Origin of the sequence: Streptomyces sp. NPDC006193, from assembly GCF_040613915.1 — a bacterium.
Lineage (GTDB): Bacteria > Actinomycetota > Actinomycetes > Streptomycetales > Streptomycetaceae > Streptomyces.
The window spans coordinates 1-18,771 of the sequence record NZ_JBEXTB010000052.1; the positions used below are offsets into that span (position 1 = coordinate 1).

The window sequence follows — 18,771 nt, forward strand, 5'->3', positions numbered from 1 at the left end:
CACCACGCCCTCATCCTCGCCCGCGGCCACCACGGCTTCAACACCGCCCTCATCCTCACCCACCCCCACCACAACCCCCACTAACAACAGCACCCCTGATCGACATCGCCGCCGACTGGGAGCGCATCGAGCCGCGCCACCTCGGCCAGGCCACGCCGCGGCGACGCCGGCGCTTCGAGCCGCCGCTCCCTGTCCGGATGACCACCCGGTGCCGTACTGCGGTAACTGCGGCAGCACGATCGCGACGGGCGGCTGGATGGCGGCGAGTCTCGGCCTGTCCTGCGGCCCCGAGTGCTACGACGCCATGACCAACGCGCGTGATGCTCAGACCGCCGCTACCACGCCGGGTAAGGCCCACCCTTTTCACTTCAGGTGATCGCTCCTGCGGTGCGCCCCTTTTGCCCGCCGAGACGATCGTTCGGCTGAAGCCCTGTGGAGCCTTTCGCCGAGAGGCGGCCGCCGTCCGCGCCCTTCCCCGTCCGCTCGGGGCTTTCTTCCGCGCAAACCCGTGTCTGCCCGTCGCGCTTGACTTCGAGTGCACTCCAATCCGTAGCGTGCCGGACATGAGTGACACCGCACAGCACAGCATCGGCTCGGGCTTCGGCGCCGAATCCACCGCGGACGACGTCCTCGCGGGCATCGACCTCACCGGGAAGCTCGCCCTCGTCACCGGCGGCTACTCCGGTCTCGGCCTGGAGACCACGCGCGCCCTGACCAAGGCCGGCGCCCAGGTCGTGGTGCCGGCCCGGCGGCCCGCCACCGCACAGGAGAACCTGACCGGCATCGACGGCGTCGAGGTCGACGACCTGGACCTCGCCGACCTGGACAGCGTCCGCCGCTTCGCCGACCGGTTCCTCGGCTCCGGCCGCACCCTGGACATCGTGATCAACAACGCCGGGATCATGGCCTGCCCCGAGACCCGCGTCGGCCCCGGCTGGGAGGCGCAGTTCGCCACCAACCACCTCGGCCACTTCGTCCTGGTGAACCGGCTGTGGCCGGCTATCGAGCCGGGCGGCGCCCGCGTGGTGTCGGTCTCCTCGCGCGGCCACCACTTCTCCGGCATCCGCTGGGACGACCCGCACTGGCGGCAGGGCTACGACAAGTGGGCGGCGTACGGCCAGTCAAAGACGGCGAACGTGCTGTTCGCCGTGCACTTGGACCGGCTCGCCCGGGACCGTGGCGTGCGTGCCTTCTCGCTCCACCCGGGCGGCATCATCACCCCGCTGCAGCGGCACCTGCCGAAGGAGGAGATGGTGGAGCGCGGCTGGATCGACGAGGACGGCAACGTGCTGAACCCGGAGGGTTTCAAGTCCCCGGAGCAGGGCGCGGCGACCCAGGTCTGGGCGGCGACCTCTCCGCAGCTGGACGGCCTGGGCGGCGTCTACCTGGAGGACTGCGACATCGCCGAGCCCGCCGGCCCCGACGGCGACCGCACGGGCGTCAACTCTTGGGCGACCGACCCCGAGGAGGCGTCCCGCCTGTGGGACCTGTCGGCGCGGCTCACGGGGGTGAACGCGTTCGCGGGCTGAGCGGGGCCGCATGCGGTCGCGGGCTGGTCGGGGCCGTACGCGGTCGCGGGCACCCCGCCCGCCCGGTGGCGCGGCGGTCGGGCCGGGGCGGTGTGGTCCATCCCGGAGGCGGCACCGGCGGCGTGCCGCCGCAGTTCGGCGTCTCCCATGCCGTCTATGCCCTGGGGGGTGTCGGGTGCGTAGTCGTTGACCGCCTGGTTGTACAGGCGCATGACGTCGGCGTCGAACTGGGAGGAGTAGGAGATGTCGTCTTTGGTGCCGCCGGTCGTGGTGCACCTTTCCCGAGTAGCTCTGCTTCCGCAATCGGGCGGTCATGCCAGGAGCGACGACCTCTTCGAGCCGCCTCCGCCAAGAGGAAGTTCTCGACCGGCGCCCGCCTGGCACAGCTCGCGACGCCTTGCCCAGGGGCAGTTCATGGGTAAACAGGCGTCACCACAGGCTCGCAGTCACGGTCGCAGGTGAGGTCGGACCACACTGCCAGCCCGAGTAGCAGGAGGAACAGCGCGGCAAGCGTCGACACGCCCAGGAGGCGCCAGGGCACGGACCGTTCCTGGGGGCGCCGGAGCCGTCGCCTGCCGGCGACCGACAGAAGCACGGCGACGAAACAGAGCAGCAGCCCGAGGGCACGCAACAGCACAGTCAGCACGGGCGGCCTCCCTTGAACGTGCATCGAACGGGTGGACCGGCGCAGCCCTCAGGAACACCGCCCCGCCGCCCCCACCCGGCGATCAGGGCAGGGAGTGCGTGAGACACCCCGCGCGGAAAGGCTTGCGGTTGCCGGTCATAGGAAGGATGTCGGCTCGCCGGCGGCTGCCGCCCGTCGGGTCGCGGGTCAGTACGGCCATGGCGTTGACGCTGCGGGAGCGCGCACTGCGGTACTGCTCGACAGCGCGCTCCGCGTCCTCGGCGACAGCGGTCAGGATCTCCTCAACGAGACAGAACGGGCAGCCGAATACCAGCCGCGCGGCCATGACGGGCAGTCGCTCACCGCGCGTCCGCACAGCCACGCATCCGGTGCTGGTCACCCCCACCGTGGTCGTCTCGGGACCGTCCGGCCCGCACACCGCGAGCACGCGCTGCCGCAGCTGCTGCCCCTCGACCACCGGGACGGGCGGGACCGAGGTCTGCAGGACGGTGGCCGCGACGGCACCCACCCAGCAGAACCCGGCAACCACCCAAGCGAGGACCACCATCCAGCCCGGAGCCCAGCTCTCGGCCGAGAAAACGCCGAGCCCGGCCCAGATCGCCAGGCTCAGCCGGTCCCTCCAGCGGGGCTGCTCACGTCGCCAGATGCGCAGCAGGTCCCACAGGGCCAACATCAGGCACACCAGCACGGCGCCGAAAGCGGTCACAGTGGGCTCACCCGACCCCGCCTCAGGGGCCTCGGAGTCGTCATGACAGTTCCTTCGTCACGTCCCACACCCGCGGCGCGTCGTCGTAACCCGCGGTGACGATCAGGGGCGGGCCTTCCGGGGGCCGTACCTGGCAGACCGCCCGGACCCAGCCGTGGCCGCTGAGCAGGCCGGAGAGGTCCATGCCCAGGGTGCCGACGTGCTCGCCCGTGAAGGGGTCCCACACGGCGGTCCCGGGACCGTCGCCGCCGATCACGAGCAGCGGGCGCTCGCCGACGTCCGCCTCGCAGAGGGCGTACACCGGTCCGCTGCCGCCCGTCAGCGCCCGCGCCTCCTGGCGTTCCTCCACGTCCCACAGCCGCACAACCCCGTCCCGGCCCCCTGAAACCAGCAGGGCGCGGTCGCCGTGGGAAACCTCGCACAGTGTCCACACGAATCCTCGGTGTCCGGTCAGCTCCGCATGGCGCTGACCCGACTCGGGGTGCCAGACGGTTACGGAGCCGAGGCCGTGCCCGGCCGCGATCAGTGTGCGGCCGCCCGCCCGTACCGCGGACAGGGCGAAGATCCACCCTCTTCCGGAGCCGGTGTCGATCGCGCGCACCAGGCTGCCGTCCCCGGGATCCCACAGGCGTATCACGCGGTCCGCACCCGCGGACGCCAGCAGTTCCCGCCCGGCAACCTCGACCGCGCACAGGGCGTTCACCCAGCCGCGATGACCCTTCAGCCGGACCGGGGGGTCGCTCGGCGCGCCGGGGTTCCACAGGCAGAGGGCCCCGCGCCGGCCGCCGGACGCCAGCCGCGTCCCGTCGCCCACGGCCACCTCGCACAGGGCACGGATCCACGCGCGGGAGCCGGTGATCGCCGCGATGTCCTCGCGGGCCGACGGGTCGGCGAGCCGGATCACCTTGCGGTGCCCGGAGTACGCCACCAGCCGACGGTCGCCGACCGTCACTTCGCACACCGCCTCGTAACTGGGCCGGAACCGGAATCTGCCCAACCTGCCCTCCCACCCACCGACGCCACGTGTTGTTGCGCTGTCCTGATCATCCGAGGCGTCCGCAGTCATGACAACCGCCTTGGTGCGTAGTTCCGTTACGCATTTCGCGAATCGGCACACGCGCGGCCGGAACCGGTCCAGCAGTGCGCCGCTGTGCCGTTCGCGGGGGGGTGCTGGGGCAATGCCGACCTAGGGAAGGACGTCTGCAGCGGTGCTGGTCAGGCTGGAAGCCCGGCACGGCGGACGCGGCGGCATGCATCGCAGACACTGCACGGGACGTTATGGTGCGCCCCGCCTGCGTGTTTGATGTGCCCGTCGGCGATACCGTCCGGCGGCCGCGACCGCCGTGGCGGCCACCGCAGCGCCTGTCAGGGACAGCCACGGGGGCGCCGGCCCGGAGGCGGTGACCGTCCGCAGCGCGCTGATGAGCAGCCAGCCGCTCGTGGCACCCAGGACGAGGCCGACCGCCCAGTCGACGTGGGCGAGCGGTCCCGGCACGGGCGGCGGCGCCGTGCGGCCCGCCGCCGCGCGGGAGGCGGCCAGCGGCACGGTCAGAGCGAGGACGGAGAGAAAGGCGATCAGCGGAGTCTGCAGATAGCCGGGGGCCGGAACGTGGTAGGTGAGTGCCTGTACGACCGCCAGCCCCATCAGCAGCGCTCCCAGGAACGCCGTCTGCAGCAGCGCCAGCCTCTGCTCGCGCTGGCTGAGCCGGCTGACGATCGTCGTCTCGGTGATCCGGACGATCTCGCTCACCTGCTCCCGGAGGTCGCTCAGATAAGCGCAGTCGTCCTCCACCATGCGCCGAAAACGGGTTCCTGCGCGCCGGTCGGCGTCGAACATGCAGTGGGGCCTGACCTCGGCGGGCAGTGTGACGGCCTCCTCCATGGAGTGGAGCGCGACCTCCACGGTGCGCAGCGCCGACCGGCGCAGGGTCAGGGTGCGGACCAGGCCGGTCTCGCCGGCCTGCAGGTTCTTCAGCAGGGCCTGGGAGCGCAGCAGTGCGTGGAAGAGCACGGCGGACTCGTTCTCGATGAACTGTCGGTGCAAGGAGGTGAGTTGGTCGCACTGTGCAGACAGCACGCGCCGGAGTTCGCCGACATCGCGGCCTTCGAGATAGGCGGTCATCTGGCGGCGCATCTTCCCCGCGTGCACCAGGTACCGCACGAACGGCGCCAGCGTGTGCAGGTCGGGGGGCTGCCAGAGCCACTCGTCCAACACGTCCTCGTTCTCCGTGGCGGCGAGCACGGCGATACGGCGGTCCCGTGCCGGGGCCCGGCCCGGCCGACCCGGTTCCGGATGCCACACCAGCAGTCCCTCGGCCGTGCGTTGCCATCGCCGCTGCCAGGGCCCGTCCCGCAGGCCGGGGATGTCCCGGGCCAGGAGGGCGGCGGTGGCCGTGACAGTGTCATCGGATGCCAAGGTGTCGTCCCCGTCCGGGGTTCCTGCGGATTCGGAAGGCCGGGCGTCGGCGAGTGCCGTGTAGACGTGGTGCAGGCCGAGCAGTCGTTGGGAGGAGAACTGCCCGAGGTGTTCGGACCACCGCCTGTCCAGGTCCTCCCAGCAGTCGGTCCCGTCCTCGCCGGGGGCCAGCATGGCCAAGACCCCCAGCAGATCGTGGTCGACGAACAGGAATGCCTGGTACACGGAGGGCCTGTCGGCGTCCGGTGCCCGGGGGCGTTCGCGTGCCCGTATCAACAGCGTTCCGCCGCCGCGGGTGCGGGCGAGTTCCTCGGATAGTTCTTCCCGGGTCGGGAAGGAGCTGGTGAGGTGCCAGCGCGCCAGCGGGGAGTACATGGCGAAGTTCTCGTTGTTCTCCCAGAGCTGACGCACCGCGTCGACCGCCTGTGGGTCCTCGGGATCGGCGACGGCCAGGACGATGAGCGCCCGGCTGTGCAGCACGAGATCGGTCACCGGATCAGGCACCGAGGTCGGGAGCGTGTTCCGGCAGGTGCTGCGCGCCACCGGGTGGTTGGGCGGACACGTCCTTGATGAAGGTGTCGACCAGAGCGAGCGTGTCCGCGGGGGCATCGGTGAGCTGTTCAGGTTCGGGGTCTTGAGCCAGAGCGGGCCGGGCCATGGGCGGGGACACGAGCTGCAGCAGGCGCGCGAACGCGCCCTGGGCCTCTGCCAGCGCATTCTCCTTGAAGGCGGACGCCAGGCTGTGGATCTCCTCGTTCACGCGGGACCATGCAGCGGCGCCCAGCCGGTCCCACTCCTCGGGAGCCTCCATGAAGGACAGGACCTCGGCATGCAGCGCGTTCCAGGCGGCGGACCGGTCGTCATCAGGCAAGGCGCGTCTCCTTCGGAGGGACTTCAACGGCTTCGGATTCCGCGGACTCGGGTGCGGCAGGCCGCGTGGGGCCGAAATGGACGTAAGTGGCCCAGAGCTGGGGGGCGCTCGGTACGGTCTGCCGGATATCGCGCACGGCGTCATGGAGGGCCAACGCGGGGTCGATCCGGTTCAAGGGCCGGGCACCAGCAGGCGCCGGGGTGAACAGGCGCCGAGCGATGCCTGCCGCGTTGAAGTCCCGTGCGGGCATCAACGAGCTCACCACGTGCGGGAAGCCCGCGACCTGGAACGCCGCCCCCAGGTGGGCGACCTCATTGACGAACCGGTGACCCGCAAAGCCGCCGTGGCAGGTGAGCAGCAGGCACCCGACCCGACCGCTGCCGAAGCGGCGCGCCCTGATCTCGGAGACGCTCAGCCGCGCGTCGTGGAGGAGGAGTCCGGAGTCGCTGGGGTTGTCTGCGCTCGCTTCGGTGTGGGCGGTGATGACGGCCCAGGCGTTCCGGCCGAGCTCTGCTGCGACCCGGTCCGCTTCGGCGGTCTTGTCGACCAGGGGCTGGACGCCGTACGCGGCGGCGATGTCGACGGCTGCCCGCCCAGTGGACTTCAGAGGGCGCTGTCCCGGCGTGTTGCGCATCGCGACGACGGTGATCGACCCGTCCGACCCGCCGTTCATGCCTGCGCTCTCGGCTGCGCGCAAGCGTGCCTGGCGCAGCATGCGCAGCGTGGGTGTGTACGAGGAGACGACCCGGTCGATCGCGCACGCCTCCGTGACGGGGTCGAGGGCGGCGTGCAGAGGGAGCAGGGTCAGGCGGCCGGTCGGACACCAGTGGATCCGGGGCCAGGACGACGTCCGCTGCGTCTTTGGGTCCTTGTCGCACCCGAGGCGGGTCAGGACGGGCCCGACGATGCGCTTCCACAACCATTTCTGGACCCCCGCGAGACGGTCGGGCCGACCGGCCTCGTCGTCGTCCCACCACAGGGCCACCTGCTCGTCCACCGCCTCGGGCGTGACCCCGGGCAGTGGCAGCTCCTCGATGTGGTCGCTGCCTCCCTTGGTACGGACGATGAGGGCGTCGGAGCGGTGGTCGCTGACGTTGATCAGCACCGTGGGGTCGGGCTCCCGGCCGACCGAGGTGGCCGCCGGGGCGGGTGAGCGAAAGGATTCGAAGCCGGGGAGCGTCCGGACCCTCGCGAGTACGGCGGTGTACTTCGATCGCTCCGTGGACCGCCCGTCCTGGTCGTCGCAGTCGTCGGGGCCACCCGGCAGGCCGGCTTCGTGCCGCCGGCGGTCCTCGGCCCGAAGGTCCTCCGCCAGGCCGGGGTCGCGGCGAGCGAGCACGTCCAGATCCCAGTCGTCGGCCATCTGGGCCAGCAGGATCCCACGGCCTTCCTCCAGCCGCTCGACCGCCTCCTCGGGCATGTGGAACTCGATCGCCGCCGCGGCGGCGTCGGTGACCAGGTCCTCGAAAAGGGTCAGCACGTGCTCGCGGTCGGCGGGCTCGAGATGGGTCTGGCTCATGGCCCTGCGGATCCTCAGAGCCAACCGATAGGCGTCCTGAGAGGCCGGCCAGTTCTTCTGCTCGGCGGCGAGCCGCCCCAGGGCACGGGCGGCGGTCAGCCGTACCCTGGGGTGCCCGACCGAGGAATCGACCACTTGCTTCAGAAGTTCGGCGGCCTCCTGCTGGAAGCGCTGCGGCTCTTCGGCGATCTCGGCCTTGTACTGCAACGTGTTCGCCATGTTGATACGGAAGACGGCGTCATCACGGGTCGCCGGTCGGCTGTCTGCGACGCACTCCCGGCCGAAGGCGATCGCCTCGTCGAGGTCCTGGACGCGGCGGGAGGCGTCGTAGCGCATCCGCAGGGCGTTGGTCAGTACTGCCAAGAACCGGAGCCGGCCCCGGCCGCCGGTCGGGCCGATCCGCACCGATTCGCGGGCGGCGTCGACCGCCTTGGACAGCTCGGCGTCCGAGGCAGGGTCCACGAGCCGCTGCGCATTGGCATAGTTGGACAGGGCAGGGGCGTGGTAATTGGTGCCCGTGGCAGTGTCCACCGCCCGAGCGAAGGCCGCGACCGCGTCGACGATGTCCGAGTGGATCCCGAAGCGCTCGTAGCGGCACAGCAGTACGGCACCGAGTGTGGTCGCCGCCAGATAGCGCAGCCACCGGTCCTCGGCCGTGCTCAGGAAAGCGTCGGCGAGCTCCGCTTCCTCAACCGCCACCGGTATGAGGGTGGAGTCACCGACGCGGGCCACGCGTGCCTGCAGAGCCTGCGCGAGAATCATGCGGTAGCGGGCGCGCAGCAGGGGGTCGCCGTCGGGACGCAGGAGCACTTCGCGGAAGATCTCCACACCGAGGTCCCGCCGACCGTCCAGGCTGAGCTCGGCCGCGAGCACCACGGCCCTGCCCAGATCGTCCATGACGTCGTCCTGGTCGGGTCCCTGCCGTGTCACGGGGTGATCGGCCAAGGCGCACAGGGTGCGCAGAAACCCTTCCAGGAGTCGCCGGTCGTGATGGCGGTCGAGTTCCGCGACGAGGACGGAGAGGTGGGCCCGCAAGGCCGTCGCCACGTCGGCTTCAGGTGTCGGTGGCGGATTCGGCGACGGTCCGCGCGAGGCCCGAACGGCGGCGACGTCGGGCACGGCGGCCTCGGGGACCGCCGGCCCGGCCCGGCGGCCGAGGGCGGCAAAACACCAGGCCGCAGGCGTGCGGTCGAGATGGTCGCCGTCGTCGGTGCGTCCGAGGTACCGATACCAGTGGAAGAGACCCAGCAGGTGCAGAGCCGCCGCCGAGTGCGGCGTCAGCGGATTGCCGTTGCCGGGCCGCGGCCGCAGGTCCACCGAGCCTGCCGCCACCGACAGGCCGACAAGGACCGTCCGGGCCACGGCGGCGGCCGTGGCGAGTGCGTCCGGGGTAGTCAGAGCGGAAGCGTCCTCGGCGGCCAAGGCAGCGTCAAGCCGTTCCCGTAACGCTGCTGCGGGGTCCAATCCGGTCAACACCCTCTCCCACGCGACGGATGCAAGTCGACCTAAGAGCAAGCGAATTATCTCTTGGAGGCCTAGTCGGATGAACAGATGACCGTCACAGCTACTCCGGCGCACAGGCGCACGGGGTCGCACGCCTGGCACGTGCGAACGCCCCCGAGATGCCCCCTTCGGCTTTCGCTGCGTCGCTGTCCTGGCCGGCCTGTCACCTTCCGGGCCGCAGGCTGGATGATGCGGTCTGCCGAGCCTTGGCCTGCGCCCGGAGGTGAACGAGGGCCGACCGTTGCGTCCGAGGAAGGTCAGGGAGTCGCCTGGCTATCGCTCGTAGCGGTGGTTGAGACGTCGATAGCCGGACAGCCATGACATCGGGCGCTCGATGACTCAGCGCCGGCGGCCCAGCCGCTCGCCGGACCCGATGCCCTTGCGGGCGATGCGGACAGCTCTCCGACAACAGCACCGGTCCCTGCAGCTCGTGCATAGCAGACCGTGTCGCGCTGGCGGGCCTCCTCTACGTCCCACGCACCGGCGTGGCCTGAGGTGATGTGCCACGCAAATGATCGGCTGCTTCGGCGTCACGGCCTGGCGCCGCCTGCAGGACTGGACTGCAGCCAGCATCTGGCCCCGGCTCCACACCGCCCTACTCACCGAGCTGCGAGCGGACGATCTGCTGGAGATGGACGATTGCACCTGGACGGCTCGCTTGTCCGCGCCCTCAAAGGGGACTTCATACCGGGCCGTCGCCGGTGGACCGCGGCCGTCCGGGCAAAAAGCAGCATCTGATCGTCGACAGGCACGGCACCCCGCTCGCGGTGTCGCTGACCGGTGGAAACCGGCACGATGTCACCCAGCTCATGCCGCAACCAAATGCTGTTCCCCGCATCCGCGGCCTGCATGGCCGTCCCCGCCATCGCCTCGGCGGCTGTCCGCCGACCGCGGATATGACCTTCGACTAGTACCGCCGACTCCTGCGCAGCCGAGGGATCACCCCGAAAATCGCCCGACGCGGTGCCGCGCACGGCTCCGGACTGGGCAAGGCCCGCTGGGTGGCAGAACGCGCCTTCGCCTGGGCTCCACCAGTTCAAGCGCCTCCGCAATCGGTATGAGATACGAGCCGACCTGCACCAAGGCCTCCCCGAACTCGCCTGCAGCGTCACCTGCTTGAGACGGCTCCGTGCCGCATACTGAAACGATCAGTAAGACGTGCCGCACCGACCGGAGTTCGCCGCCCGTGCGCCACACCAGGTTCTCCGCCACGCGGTGGACTACTCCCGTTCCGGCCGGTGTCCACTCCCGTATGCACCGCGCAGCCGTACGCGGGCGCGCCAACTACAGGGAGAGGGAGGCGGGGGGCACGAGGACGATGACGACGGGGCCTACCGGGAGCGGGCAGAGCGCCAGCGGCGCACGCGGAGGACGGGCGAGGCCCCAGGTGACGGCTGGCAGCGCACCGAGGATCCTGCGCGCCTACAAGCAGGCCCGGCACCCGGGGTCTATGTCGCCACCGACCCGTCGTGCGTCAACTGCAGGGCCACCCAGGGCCGGTGGGTCGACGGTGTCGTCACGGGAGTTTTAACTCCTGCCTGTGGGCGGCCCCGACCCGGGCGCCGGCGGATACCTCCGGGTGCAGCTGTTCACCGCCGTCGACCCGGCCGTGGTCTGCCGGACAGCTCAGCAGGCCGCCCCGGCCATGGGGTGGACAACGCGAAGCTCGCCCAGTTGCCACCCCATTTCCGGCAAGCATCCCCCGAACGGCCTACACGCTCCCGCGTCGGACGAGCGCCCTCTCTACCCCCCGGCCTGCAGGCCGGTCCCAGACTGGCACAGGAGAACGTTCGAAACCGTTTTGACCTGTGTTGGTGCAGGTTCGGTCAATGCGCGGGAAATAAGCCGCTCAGCGCTGATTTCGGGCATGCTGTGTGTCCACGGATCACCTGCGCCAAGAGGAGTGTGAGCATGTCGAGCATCCCTGCTGACCTGCGGTATACCGAGACGCATGAGTGGGTGCGGCTGGAAGCCGACGGCACAGTGACGATCGGGCTCAGTGATCACGCACAGCAGTCGTTCGACACGATGCTGCTCGTCGACGTTCGAGAGGCCCTCAACAAGACCGTCGAGGCCGGCGACCCCGTCGGCTTCGTGGAGTCGGTGAGGACGGCCACGAAGATCTACGCGCCGATCGGTGGCGAGGTGATCGCCGTGAACGGTGAGATGGTCGACAGCCCGGAACTCATCAACGAGGAGCCCTACAAGGCATGGATCCTCAAGCTCAAGCCTTCGAACAGGGCTGAACTCGACGATCTCCTCGACGCCGCGGGCTACAAGGAAGCCATCGGCGTGTGAACTGGAGCACCGCAGTGCCCCGGGGCGGATTCGGCTGCCGGTAGCCGCTGGGGCGAACGGTCCCCGAGACCACGGCCCGGCTGGCAACCGCACCGGGTTCCGACTGCTCGCTCAGGCGGTCGGGGCCTGGCGGAGGGTGTCGTGGCAGTCGATGACATCGGTGACGGCGTCAACGCCGACGATCTGGATGGTGCGCAGCACGGCCTCGGTCGGTGCGGCCAGGCTCAGCCGGCCGCCGGCCTCGGTGAGGGCGCGGTGGGCGTCCAGGAGGATGTTGGTGCCGGGACCGCGCTGCGGGGTCCGGCGGCTCACTCACCGTCCGGCAGGACGGTGAAGTCGGCCCAGTCGAAACCGGGTGCGACGACACAGGTGACCAGCACCGGGGTGCTGCCGACAGGACGGGCGCATTGCCATCGCCCTGCGGGCACGTCCGCCCACAGCACTTGTCCGGCGGCGCGGCCGGGCCCCAGGACAACCGTGGAAGCCGCGGGATCCGCGGGCTCGGGAGCGTGAGTGAGCGACACGGGGCCGCCGCCTTGCCACAGCCACAACTCGTCCCAGGCGACGCGGTGCCACCGGGACTCCTCCCCCGGCCCCAGGAGGTAGTGGACGGCCGACGCGGCAGGACGCCGCCCCCGAACGGTGTCGACATGCTCACCCGACGTCCACAGCCTGCGGTACCGACCGCCCTCGGGGTGCGGCTCCAGACCGAGCTCCGCAGCCCAAACCGGCCCAGCTCGCCCGACGTCACGATCACCGCACACGGCAGCCACCTCGTCCTCACCCATACCCCGGTACCCTCCTTCCCTCCCCGCCGCGGACGCGCTCGACGCTTCGCCTGCCGTCCGCTCCGCCGTCCGGGTGAAGCGCTCGCCCTTTCGGACAAGGGCAGGTCGGTGCACACCCGGCGTTCGGTCACCCGGCGCTGTCGCTGACCGAGGTGACCTCGTCGGGGGCTGCGGGAGGGGGGAACATGAATTCTTCGAGGGCGTCCGCAGCCAAGAGGAAAATCATCATCACGGCTGGCAGAAGCAGGGCAAGCAGGGTCACAGGACCTCCCGACAGGTCGGTCTGTGGGCTTGGTACCGCAGCTTCCAGGATGCAGCCGAATGGCCGAACGCGCGCGGCGGTCACCGGTGGAGCCGGCAAGGCCGCATGGGTGTTCGACGGCGCCGCTCGCCAGGCCGGCGCCGGAGGGGACCAGCCAGACGAGCCCGCGCGGCGGCCGGTTCCTCCTGCGCGGCCGCCGCTGTCGCCGCACGCCCGCGGCCCTGTGCGGGAACCATCACGCATGAGGGGACGGGCGGGCGGCCGTCCGGTCCTCTCAGCGCTGCTCGTGCCGGACGGTGGCTCCCGGCCGGCGACGGGCGCTCCGCGCCCCGTGCACCCGGCGGCGCCGGCCCGACGGGGGACGGCGCCGCGTTCGCGGGCTCACTTGGATTCGACTCGACCTATCGGGTGGGGGTCGGTCGCCAGCGCCTCGCACGCGGCCTGCCACGCGGGGGCGCCGGGATGGAGCCGGGTGCGGAGGTAGGCCGCGGTGAGCCGGGCGAGGGCGGCGACCCGTTCGGGGTTCTCGTCGGTGGTCTCGGCGGCGTCGTATCCGGCGATCCCGCCGAGTCCGTGCTCCGCGCCGAACAGAGTGAGCAGGGTCTTGGGTGCGGGGGCGAGGGTGTAGGGGTCGGCGTGCCAGTCCGGGCCCATGTCCGTGAAGTGCCGGGAGTCGTCCGCGTCGCCGGCGACGACCAGCGCGGGTGTGGTCATCGTGGAGAAGTCGATGGTCCGGAAGACCGGCAGCGCGTCGGCCATCGGTCCGTCGAGGACGTCACCCCTGCCGGGCGCCGCGAGCAGCACGCCTGCCTTGATCCGGGGGTCGAGGAGGCTCACCTCTCCCCCCTCGTCGGGGTCGGTGACCCGGGCGCCGAGCAGGAGACTGGACGTGAATCCGCCGAACGAGTGACCGGCGACGGCGACCTTGGCGTGGTCGATCCGGCCGGCGAGCAGCGGCACGGCCTTCTCGATCAGATCGAGCCGGTCGAGGATGTGCGACATGTCCTCGGAGCGCGAGCGCCAGAAGAAGGGCGCCCCGGGGGCGTCGGCGACCCGGTGGCTCAGTGTCCTGGAGCTGAGGTGGGTCGGCTGGACGACCACGAATCCGTGGGCAGCCCAGACGCTGACGAGCGGCGCGTAGCCGTTGAGCGAGGAGAGGTTGCGCGAAGGGCCTTGGCCGTGGGAGAGCAGGATGACGGGGAGATCGGTTCCGGTCGCGGGGGCCGAGACGCGGACCTCCAGGTCTACGGGCCGTCCGGGGACGGAGAGGGTCACGGGGCTGAAGGACAGCACCGGGACCGGGGCGCCCGAGGTGTCGGTGCTGGTGGCAGTGGATGTGTTCACGGTGGGGACTCCCTTTCGGTGGCACCTGCTGCCCACCGGTCTCCTGCGACCGACAGCGGACAGGGGCGTTCGAGGGCGGCCCGCGTCGACTAGACTGAAGCGGAGCGCCGCTCCATTTAGTATCCGGAGCGCCGCTCCGTTTTGTCAATCGGTGTGGAAGGAGCACGTGATGGCCACCGAGAGCCCCGCGGGGCAGTCGCCGTCCCGCGGCAAGCGGGCCGACGCCGTGCGCAACCGGCAGACGGTGCTCGCCGCCGCCGCCGAGGTGTTCGTCACCTCCGGCGTCGACGCGCCGATCCGCCAGATCGCGGCTCGGGCGGGCGTCGGGATGGCCACGATCTACCGGCACTTCCCCACCCGGGCGGACCTCGTCACCGCCGTCTACCGCCACCAGATCGAGGCATGCGCCGAAGCCGGCCCGAATCTGCTGGCGGGCTCCGACTCCCCGTTCGACGCACTGCGCAGCTGGATCGACCTCTTCGTCGACTTCCTCGTCACCAAACACGGACTCGCCGACGCCCTGCAGTCCGACGACGACCGCTTCGCCGCACTGCACGCCTACTTCCTCGACCGCCTGCTGCCCGTCTGCGCCCAGCTGCTCGACGCCGCGGTCGAGGCCGGTGACATCAGGCCCGGCACGCAGCCGTACGAGCTGATGCGCGGCATCGGCAACCTCTGCGTCGGGCGCGACAACGACCCCCGCTACGACCCCCGGCGCCTGATCGCTCTCCTGCTCCAGGGACTCCGGCAGCATTGACGCGGAAAACGGGACGGTCGCGCAACGTCGCGAATTCCCGCCGCGGCGCCTCGTGCACGGTGCTAGGCCTTCGTGCGGGCAGGAGGGCCGGCATGGTGCTGGCGGCCGGGCCGCCGGGAGGCATGCCGCTGTCCGGGCCCCGGCCCCGATCGGGCGGCGAGCACGTCCGCGACGAAGCCGGTGGTGAAGGCGTAGACGGCCTTGTGCACGAGATCCACCGCCAGCTCGCCCCGCGGCCAGGTCTGCGGCGGAGCGCCGGTACCGGTCGCGTTCTCCAGGATCTGGTCGCTGGTCAGCCTGACCACAGCGAACTTCGCCGAAGACCACGGGCCGCGCAGTCCGGCGTCAGCCATCACGGAGCGCAGCACCCCGAGCAGCGCCCCCTGCCCGGCGTGCATGACCCAGTTCAGCGATGATGACCGGCGCCCCCGGGCTTCCGGCAGTGCGGTGAGGCGTTCCAGCGTGCGGGCCGGGACGTAGGAGTCGGGCCGCCCCGTGAAACGCTGCTCCGCCTTCTCGCCCAACGTCATGACACCCACGCCGGCGGCACCGGCGAGCAGCCCCTGCCACACCGCACGTCCCATCACGCGCTTCCGGGTACCCCCAGCGCCGTCCCGCCACCACAGCGGCAGCCGGAACCTGTTCCTCACGGCCCGGCACTCCTGCCGCCGGACACCACCCGGGCCGCGCCCCGTCGAGCAGGAGACCAACCGGCAGCTGCCGTTTCGCCTGGTCGGCACGCCGCGCGGCCGTGGCTGAACCGGTCGGCGCACCCTTGCGCCGGACACACCGATGTGGGCAAACCCGATGAAACGGGTAGGCGGACCGCATGAGTGATGCGAATCCGGCCAAGAACGTCGAAAACTGGGCGACCGGCGACGAGCCGGCCACCGGCCCGCAACTGAGCTATCTGAGCACTCTGGCCCGCGAAGCAGGAGAGGAAGTCCCGGAGAACCTCACCAAGGCGGAGGCATCGCGGATGATCGACCGCCTGCAGCAGGCATCACCCCGTACGAGCGGAACGGGAGCGGCCGAAGGGAACCCGCCCGGGGGACAGGGCGCCTGACATCCACGCCCGGCTTCCCTGCATGTGGCGCCGTCATCCGTCGTCATCCGAGGTCAGGGCGTGGGGGCGGGTGTCGTGGCGCCGGAGGGAGGCTTCCGGCGCCACGCGTCACGACGCGCAGGAAGGGGGGTTGCCGAGCACGGCGTTGACATGGCAGTAGAGGGACTCGGAGAGGTCCAGGAGGGAGTCTTCCGAGGAGTCGTCGACGGCGTTCGCGGCGGGATCGCTGTCGGCTGCCGCGGCGGTCGCGCCTGCGAGGGTGGCTGCGGCGGCGAGCGCGAAGGCGGCGAGAACGGCACGTAGGCGCATAGCGCTCCTTTGAGTCAGACGGAATCGATCGCTTCAGGAGATGTCCTCCCCCACCGCCTGCCGAAACCGGCCGAGGCTGAAGATCACTCATGGGGAGGCATGCCTCTCAGGTCAGGACAGGTCCGGCGGTCGGCCGCCGACGTCGATGTGCAACCCCGCCCCCCGTGCGGGTGGACCGCGCCGCTCTGGCAAGATCGACGCACACGATGCTCGCCTGGCATTCAGCCGGCCAGGGGGCGCCAACGGGGAAGGTGAATCAGTACATATGTGGTGTCGTGCGCTGTCTGCGGCTCTGGGGGCCGTGGCACTGACCGTGTCTCTGACCGGTTGCGGCAGTTCGGATTCGGCCACCGACGAGGGCGGAAGCGCCTCGCAGTCGGCCGACGCGAAGACGGAGAAGACGACTTACCGCCTGGGTGAGGCGAGCCCGCCGCAGGAAAGCACCATGCAGAAGTCCAAGGGTGCGAAGTTCACGGTCACTCCCACGAAGGTGACGACCGGAACGAAAGCCGACATGGACAACTCCGGGCTGCAGAAGGACAAGAACGACGGTCCTCAGGTCCCGGTGTACGTGTGGGCCACTTTCACGCACAAGAGCGGCAAGCCCATGGCCGTCAGCGACATGGACGACGGTCTGATCGTCAGGACCGACAAGAACCGTCGGACCAGGGCCCTCATCGTCCTCCTGGGCCAGGCCAAGTGGCCCGACTGCCCGGCGCCGGACAGCGAGAAGCAGCTCAGCGCGGGACAGTCCGAGAAGATCTGCAAGGTCTTCCTCATCCCCGAGGGCCAGAAGGCCGCCGCGGTCGAGCTGAGCCAGGGCTTCTACAGCGCCCCGCTCGAGTGGCCGGTCAAGGACTGACCGTCGGGTAGGGCCGGCGGCGGAGCAGCCCCCGCGGGCGCGGACGGCGGACGGTCCCGGACCGGACCCCACGATGTCCCGGGCCGTCCGCGTGACACACGTGCCCGGCCCAGCCCAGCCCAGTCCGCGCCCGCGCCCGCACGTCCGACGTCCTCGGCGGCGACCGCCCCGGCACCGGCGCCGGCACGGTGGCGGTGTGGGCGCTGGGCGGGGGTGACCGCCGTCCTGCGGCGTGGTGCGCAGGGTGCCTTCCACGAGCACGGAGCACGGCCGCCGTGGTGGTCGCGGTCAGCGGTTCGTGGGGTCTCCCCCGTCCGCACCGAACACGGTGACCAGGCTGTGGGGTGCGTCGTCGCCGAAGAGGAGCTCGTGCAGCTCGGCGCCCTCGGCGGCGGCTTCGGAGCTGCGGAGGAACATGGGCCGCTCGTACTCGGTGAGGGCGGCCTCGACGTCGTCGGGGTGCGCGGCGAGGGCCTTGCCGAGTTCGGCGCCGTCGTACATGGCCAGGTTGGCCCCTTCGCCGTTCGGCGCCGAGAGGTGGGCCGCGTCGCCGATCAGGGTCACCCCCGGCACCCGGTCCCACCGGTGTCCGACGGGCAGGGCGTACAGGGGGCGCAGGACCGGCGCGGTGTCACTGTCGGTGATCAGCGCGGTGAGCTCCGGCGCCCAGCCGTCGAACTCCCGCACGATCCGTGCGGTGGCCGCGGCGGCATCGGTGAAGTCGATGGCGGCGAACCACTCCTGCGGCTCGGTGAGCGCCACGTACGTGTGCAGGGTGCCGCCCTTCTCCCGGTGAGCCTGGATGCCCTTGCCCGGGGCGAGGGCGAACAACGACCCGCCGCCGACCGTCTTAGCGCTGGCGGGGTGCCGGGTGTCGCTGTCGTGGAGGTAGGTCTCGACCACCGACCTGCCGACGTACTCGGGTGTGGCGCCGGAGAGCAGCGGCCGGACCCGCGACCAGGCGCCGTCCGCGCCGACCAGCAGGTCGGTGACGACGGCGGAGCCGTCGGCGAAGGTCACCTCGTGGCGGCCGGCGCCCAGGGCACGTGCGCCGCTCACCTTGTGTCCCCACCGGACCGTGCCGGCCGGGAGCGAGTCGAGCAGGAGCCGGCGCAGTTCGCCGCGCTGCACCTCCGGGCGTCCGCCCGTGCCGTCGTCGGCTTTGTCGAACAGGACGGTCCCGTCCCGGTCGAGGATCCGTATCGCCTGGCGGCCCTCCAGGATCAGGTCACGGAAGGAGTCCGTCAGCCCGGCCGCCTCCAAGGCCACTTGACCGTTGTAGTCGTGGATGTCGAGCATCCCGCCCTGTGCGCGCGCCGTCGGTGAGGTCTCCGCCTCGTAGACGGTGGCGGAGATGCCGTGGACGTGGAGGACGCGGGCCAGGGTCAGTCCCCCGAGCCCGGCGCCGATGATCGTGACGTGGGTGGTCATGGTGATTCCTTACGGTTCGCACGCCTGCCGGACAGGCGCCGGCAGGCTTCCCCGGAAAGGTCCCAGACCCCGCCGACAAGCCCCCGACATCGGACCGACGCCCCCCGACAGAGGACCGACACCGCGCGTCCCGCGAGCCTGGCCTCGACCCCGGCCGGAAGACGCGCGGGGCGGGCACCACCCCCGGGCCCCTGCCTGCCCCGCCACGGCATCGCGGGGAAACGCCTCCGGACGGACCGCGGCGCACGGGGTCAAGCGGGCAGGTCGGGGGTCTTTCCGGCAACTGGTCGCTTCGCGCCGCGTTTACAAGTGGCCCGGCGGTAAAGACGGAGCATTGACACAGCCTTTATACGACGAGGTAGGAGACACGTCATGGGCATCATCGCGTGGATACTCATCGGCCTGCTCGCCGGTTTCATCGCCAAGGCGCTGATGCCGGGCAAGGACCCCGGCGGCATCGTCAT

Annotated in this window: 18 protein-coding genes and 3 pseudogenes; 7 read left to right on the top strand and 14 right to left on the bottom strand. The window is 71.0% G+C overall.

The window, feature by feature from the left end; all coding sequences use genetic code 11:
• Window positions 1-563: 563 nt before the first annotated feature.
• Complete coding sequence (locus ABZ261_RS28865; protein ID WP_356864196.1) at window positions 564-1,529, top strand: SDR family NAD(P)-dependent oxidoreductase; 966 nt, start codon at window positions 564-566, stop codon at window positions 1,527-1,529.
• A gap of 412 nt (window positions 1,530-1,941) precedes the next feature.
• On the opposite strand, the gene ABZ261_RS28870 is transcribed toward ABZ261_RS28865, so the two are convergent.
• The 7 genes and pseudogenes from ABZ261_RS28870 to ABZ261_RS28900 all read right to left on the bottom strand — a co-directional run.
• The gene (locus tag ABZ261_RS28870; RefSeq protein ID WP_356864198.1) at window positions 1,942-2,175 is read right to left on the bottom strand and encodes a hypothetical protein; all 234 of its coding nucleotides are present in this window, start codon (window positions 2,173-2,175) and stop codon (window positions 1,942-1,944) included.
• A gap of 82 nt (window positions 2,176-2,257) precedes the next feature.
• Window positions 2,258-2,881, bottom strand: coding sequence for a hypothetical protein (locus ABZ261_RS28875; RefSeq protein WP_356864200.1), 624 nt, complete (start codon window positions 2,879-2,881; stop codon window positions 2,258-2,260).
• A gap of 40 nt (window positions 2,882-2,921) precedes the next feature.
• Window positions 2,922-3,878, bottom strand: a complete 957-nt coding sequence (locus ABZ261_RS28880) for a hypothetical protein (RefSeq protein ID WP_356864202.1) — start codon at window positions 3,876-3,878, stop codon at window positions 2,922-2,924.
• Between the two features lie 279 nt (window positions 3,879-4,157).
• Complete coding sequence (locus ABZ261_RS28885) at window positions 4,158-5,789, bottom strand: CATRA conflict system CASPASE/TPR repeat-associated protein (RefSeq protein WP_356864204.1); 1,632 nt, start codon at window positions 5,787-5,789, stop codon at window positions 4,158-4,160.
• 4 nt (window positions 5,790-5,793) lie between these two features.
• Window positions 5,794-6,168 (bottom strand): hypothetical protein, encoded by a 375-nt coding sequence (locus ABZ261_RS28890; protein ID WP_356864206.1) that lies wholly within the window; start codon window positions 6,166-6,168, stop codon window positions 5,794-5,796.
• A complete protein-coding gene (locus tag ABZ261_RS28895; RefSeq protein ID WP_356864208.1) occupies window positions 6,161-9,160 on the bottom strand; it encodes a CHAT domain-containing protein in 3,000 nt (999 codons plus the stop codon). The genes ABZ261_RS28890 and ABZ261_RS28895 overlap by 8 nt, the downstream gene beginning before the upstream one ends.
• Window positions 9,161-9,466: 306 nt before the next feature.
• A pseudogene (locus tag ABZ261_RS28900) lies at window positions 9,467-9,586 on the bottom strand (IS5/IS1182 family transposase); the annotation flags it as partial.
• 38 nt (window positions 9,587-9,624) lie between these two features.
• On the opposite strand from ABZ261_RS28900, the pseudogene ABZ261_RS28905 reads away from it, so the two are divergent.
• Window positions 9,625-10,333: pseudogene (locus ABZ261_RS28905) on the top strand (IS5 family transposase); the annotation flags it as partial.
• 768 nt (window positions 10,334-11,101) lie between these two features.
• Window positions 11,102-11,488 (top strand): glycine cleavage system protein GcvH, encoded by a 387-nt coding sequence (gcvH, locus tag ABZ261_RS28910; RefSeq protein ID WP_356864209.1) that lies wholly within the window; start codon window positions 11,102-11,104, stop codon window positions 11,486-11,488.
• 111 nt (window positions 11,489-11,599) lie between these two features.
• On the opposite strand, the gene ABZ261_RS28915 is transcribed toward gcvH, so the two are convergent.
• From ABZ261_RS28915 to ABZ261_RS28930, 4 genes are all read right to left on the bottom strand, one after another.
• Window positions 11,600-11,800: a hypothetical protein gene (locus tag ABZ261_RS28915; RefSeq protein ID WP_356864211.1), complete on the bottom strand. Its 201-nt coding sequence runs from the start codon at window positions 11,798-11,800 to the stop codon at window positions 11,600-11,602.
• Window positions 11,797-12,276, bottom strand: coding sequence for a cupin domain-containing protein (locus ABZ261_RS28920; RefSeq protein WP_356864213.1), 480 nt, complete (start codon window positions 12,274-12,276; stop codon window positions 11,797-11,799). The genes ABZ261_RS28915 and ABZ261_RS28920 overlap by 4 nt, the downstream gene beginning before the upstream one ends.
• A gap of 127 nt (window positions 12,277-12,403) precedes the next feature.
• The gene (locus tag ABZ261_RS28925) at window positions 12,404-12,538 is read right to left on the bottom strand and encodes a hypothetical protein (protein ID WP_356864215.1); all 135 of its coding nucleotides are present in this window, start codon (window positions 12,536-12,538) and stop codon (window positions 12,404-12,406) included.
• A 381-nt stretch (window positions 12,539-12,919) separates the two neighbouring features.
• On the bottom strand, window positions 12,920-13,882 hold the full coding sequence (locus ABZ261_RS28930; protein ID WP_356864217.1) for a chlorophyllase: 963 nt from the start codon (window positions 13,880-13,882) through the stop codon (window positions 12,920-12,922).
• 169 nt (window positions 13,883-14,051) lie between these two features.
• On the opposite strand from ABZ261_RS28930, the gene ABZ261_RS28935 reads away from it, so the two are divergent.
• Window positions 14,052-14,639, top strand: a complete 588-nt coding sequence (locus tag ABZ261_RS28935) for a TetR/AcrR family transcriptional regulator (RefSeq protein WP_356864219.1) — start codon at window positions 14,052-14,054, stop codon at window positions 14,637-14,639.
• A gap of 62 nt (window positions 14,640-14,701) precedes the next feature.
• On the opposite strand, the gene ABZ261_RS28940 is transcribed toward ABZ261_RS28935, so the two are convergent.
• Window positions 14,702-15,223 carry a hypothetical protein gene (locus tag ABZ261_RS28940; RefSeq protein ID WP_356864221.1) on the bottom strand — a complete coding sequence of 174 codons (522 nt, stop codon included), beginning with the start codon at window positions 15,221-15,223 and terminating at the stop codon, window positions 14,702-14,704.
• Window positions 15,224-15,468: 245 nt separating this feature from the next.
• On the opposite strand from ABZ261_RS28940, the gene ABZ261_RS28945 reads away from it, so the two are divergent.
• A complete protein-coding gene (locus ABZ261_RS28945; protein WP_356864223.1) occupies window positions 15,469-15,705 on the top strand; it encodes a DUF3072 domain-containing protein in 237 nt (78 codons plus the stop codon).
• 108 nt (window positions 15,706-15,813) lie between these two features.
• On the opposite strand, the gene ABZ261_RS28950 is transcribed toward ABZ261_RS28945, so the two are convergent.
• Entirely contained in the window at window positions 15,814-16,014 is a 201-nt protein-coding gene (locus tag ABZ261_RS28950) for a hypothetical protein (protein ID WP_356864225.1), read from the bottom strand.
• Between the two features lie 445 nt (window positions 16,015-16,459).
• Between ABZ261_RS28950 and ABZ261_RS28955 the strand changes: the two genes are divergently transcribed.
• A complete protein-coding gene (locus tag ABZ261_RS28955) occupies window positions 16,460-16,876 on the top strand; it encodes a hypothetical protein (protein ID WP_356864227.1) in 417 nt (138 codons plus the stop codon).
• A gap of 288 nt (window positions 16,877-17,164) precedes the next feature.
• Here ABZ261_RS28955 and ABZ261_RS28960 read toward each other — a convergent pair whose 3' ends face one another.
• Window positions 17,165-18,307 carry an NAD(P)/FAD-dependent oxidoreductase gene (locus tag ABZ261_RS28960; RefSeq protein WP_356864229.1) on the bottom strand — a complete coding sequence of 381 codons (1,143 nt, stop codon included), beginning with the start codon at window positions 18,305-18,307 and terminating at the stop codon, window positions 17,165-17,167.
• Between the two features lie 372 nt (window positions 18,308-18,679).
• On the opposite strand from ABZ261_RS28960, the pseudogene ABZ261_RS28965 reads away from it, so the two are divergent.
• Window positions 18,680-18,771 (top strand): annotated as a pseudogene (locus ABZ261_RS28965) (GlsB/YeaQ/YmgE family stress response membrane protein); the annotation flags it as partial.

Coding starts and splice junctions, on each gene's coding strand:
- ABZ261_RS28865 (WP_356864196.1), top strand. CDS start 564: ATGAGTGACACCGCACAGCACAGCATCGGCTCGGGCTTCGGCGCCGAA.
- gcvH (WP_356864209.1), top strand. CDS start 11,102: ATGTCGAGCATCCCTGCTGACCTGCGGTATACCGAGACGCATGAGTGG.
- ABZ261_RS28920 (WP_356864213.1), bottom strand. CDS start 12,276: ATGGGTGAGGACGAGGTGGCTGCCGTGTGCGGTGATCGTGACGTCGGG.
- ABZ261_RS28935 (WP_356864219.1), top strand. CDS start 14,052: ATGGCCACCGAGAGCCCCGCGGGGCAGTCGCCGTCCCGCGGCAAGCGG.
- ABZ261_RS28940 (WP_356864221.1), bottom strand. CDS start 15,223: ATGGGACGTGCGGTGTGGCAGGGGCTGCTCGCCGGTGCCGCCGGCGTG.
- ABZ261_RS28945 (WP_356864223.1), top strand. CDS start 15,469: ATGAGTGATGCGAATCCGGCCAAGAACGTCGAAAACTGGGCGACCGGC.
- ABZ261_RS28950 (WP_356864225.1), bottom strand. CDS start 16,014: ATGCGCCTACGTGCCGTTCTCGCCGCCTTCGCGCTCGCCGCCGCAGCC.
- ABZ261_RS28955 (WP_356864227.1), top strand. CDS start 16,460: ATGCAGAAGTCCAAGGGTGCGAAGTTCACGGTCACTCCCACGAAGGTG.
- ABZ261_RS28960 (WP_356864229.1), bottom strand. CDS start 18,307: ATGACCACCCACGTCACGATCATCGGCGCCGGGCTCGGGGGACTGACC.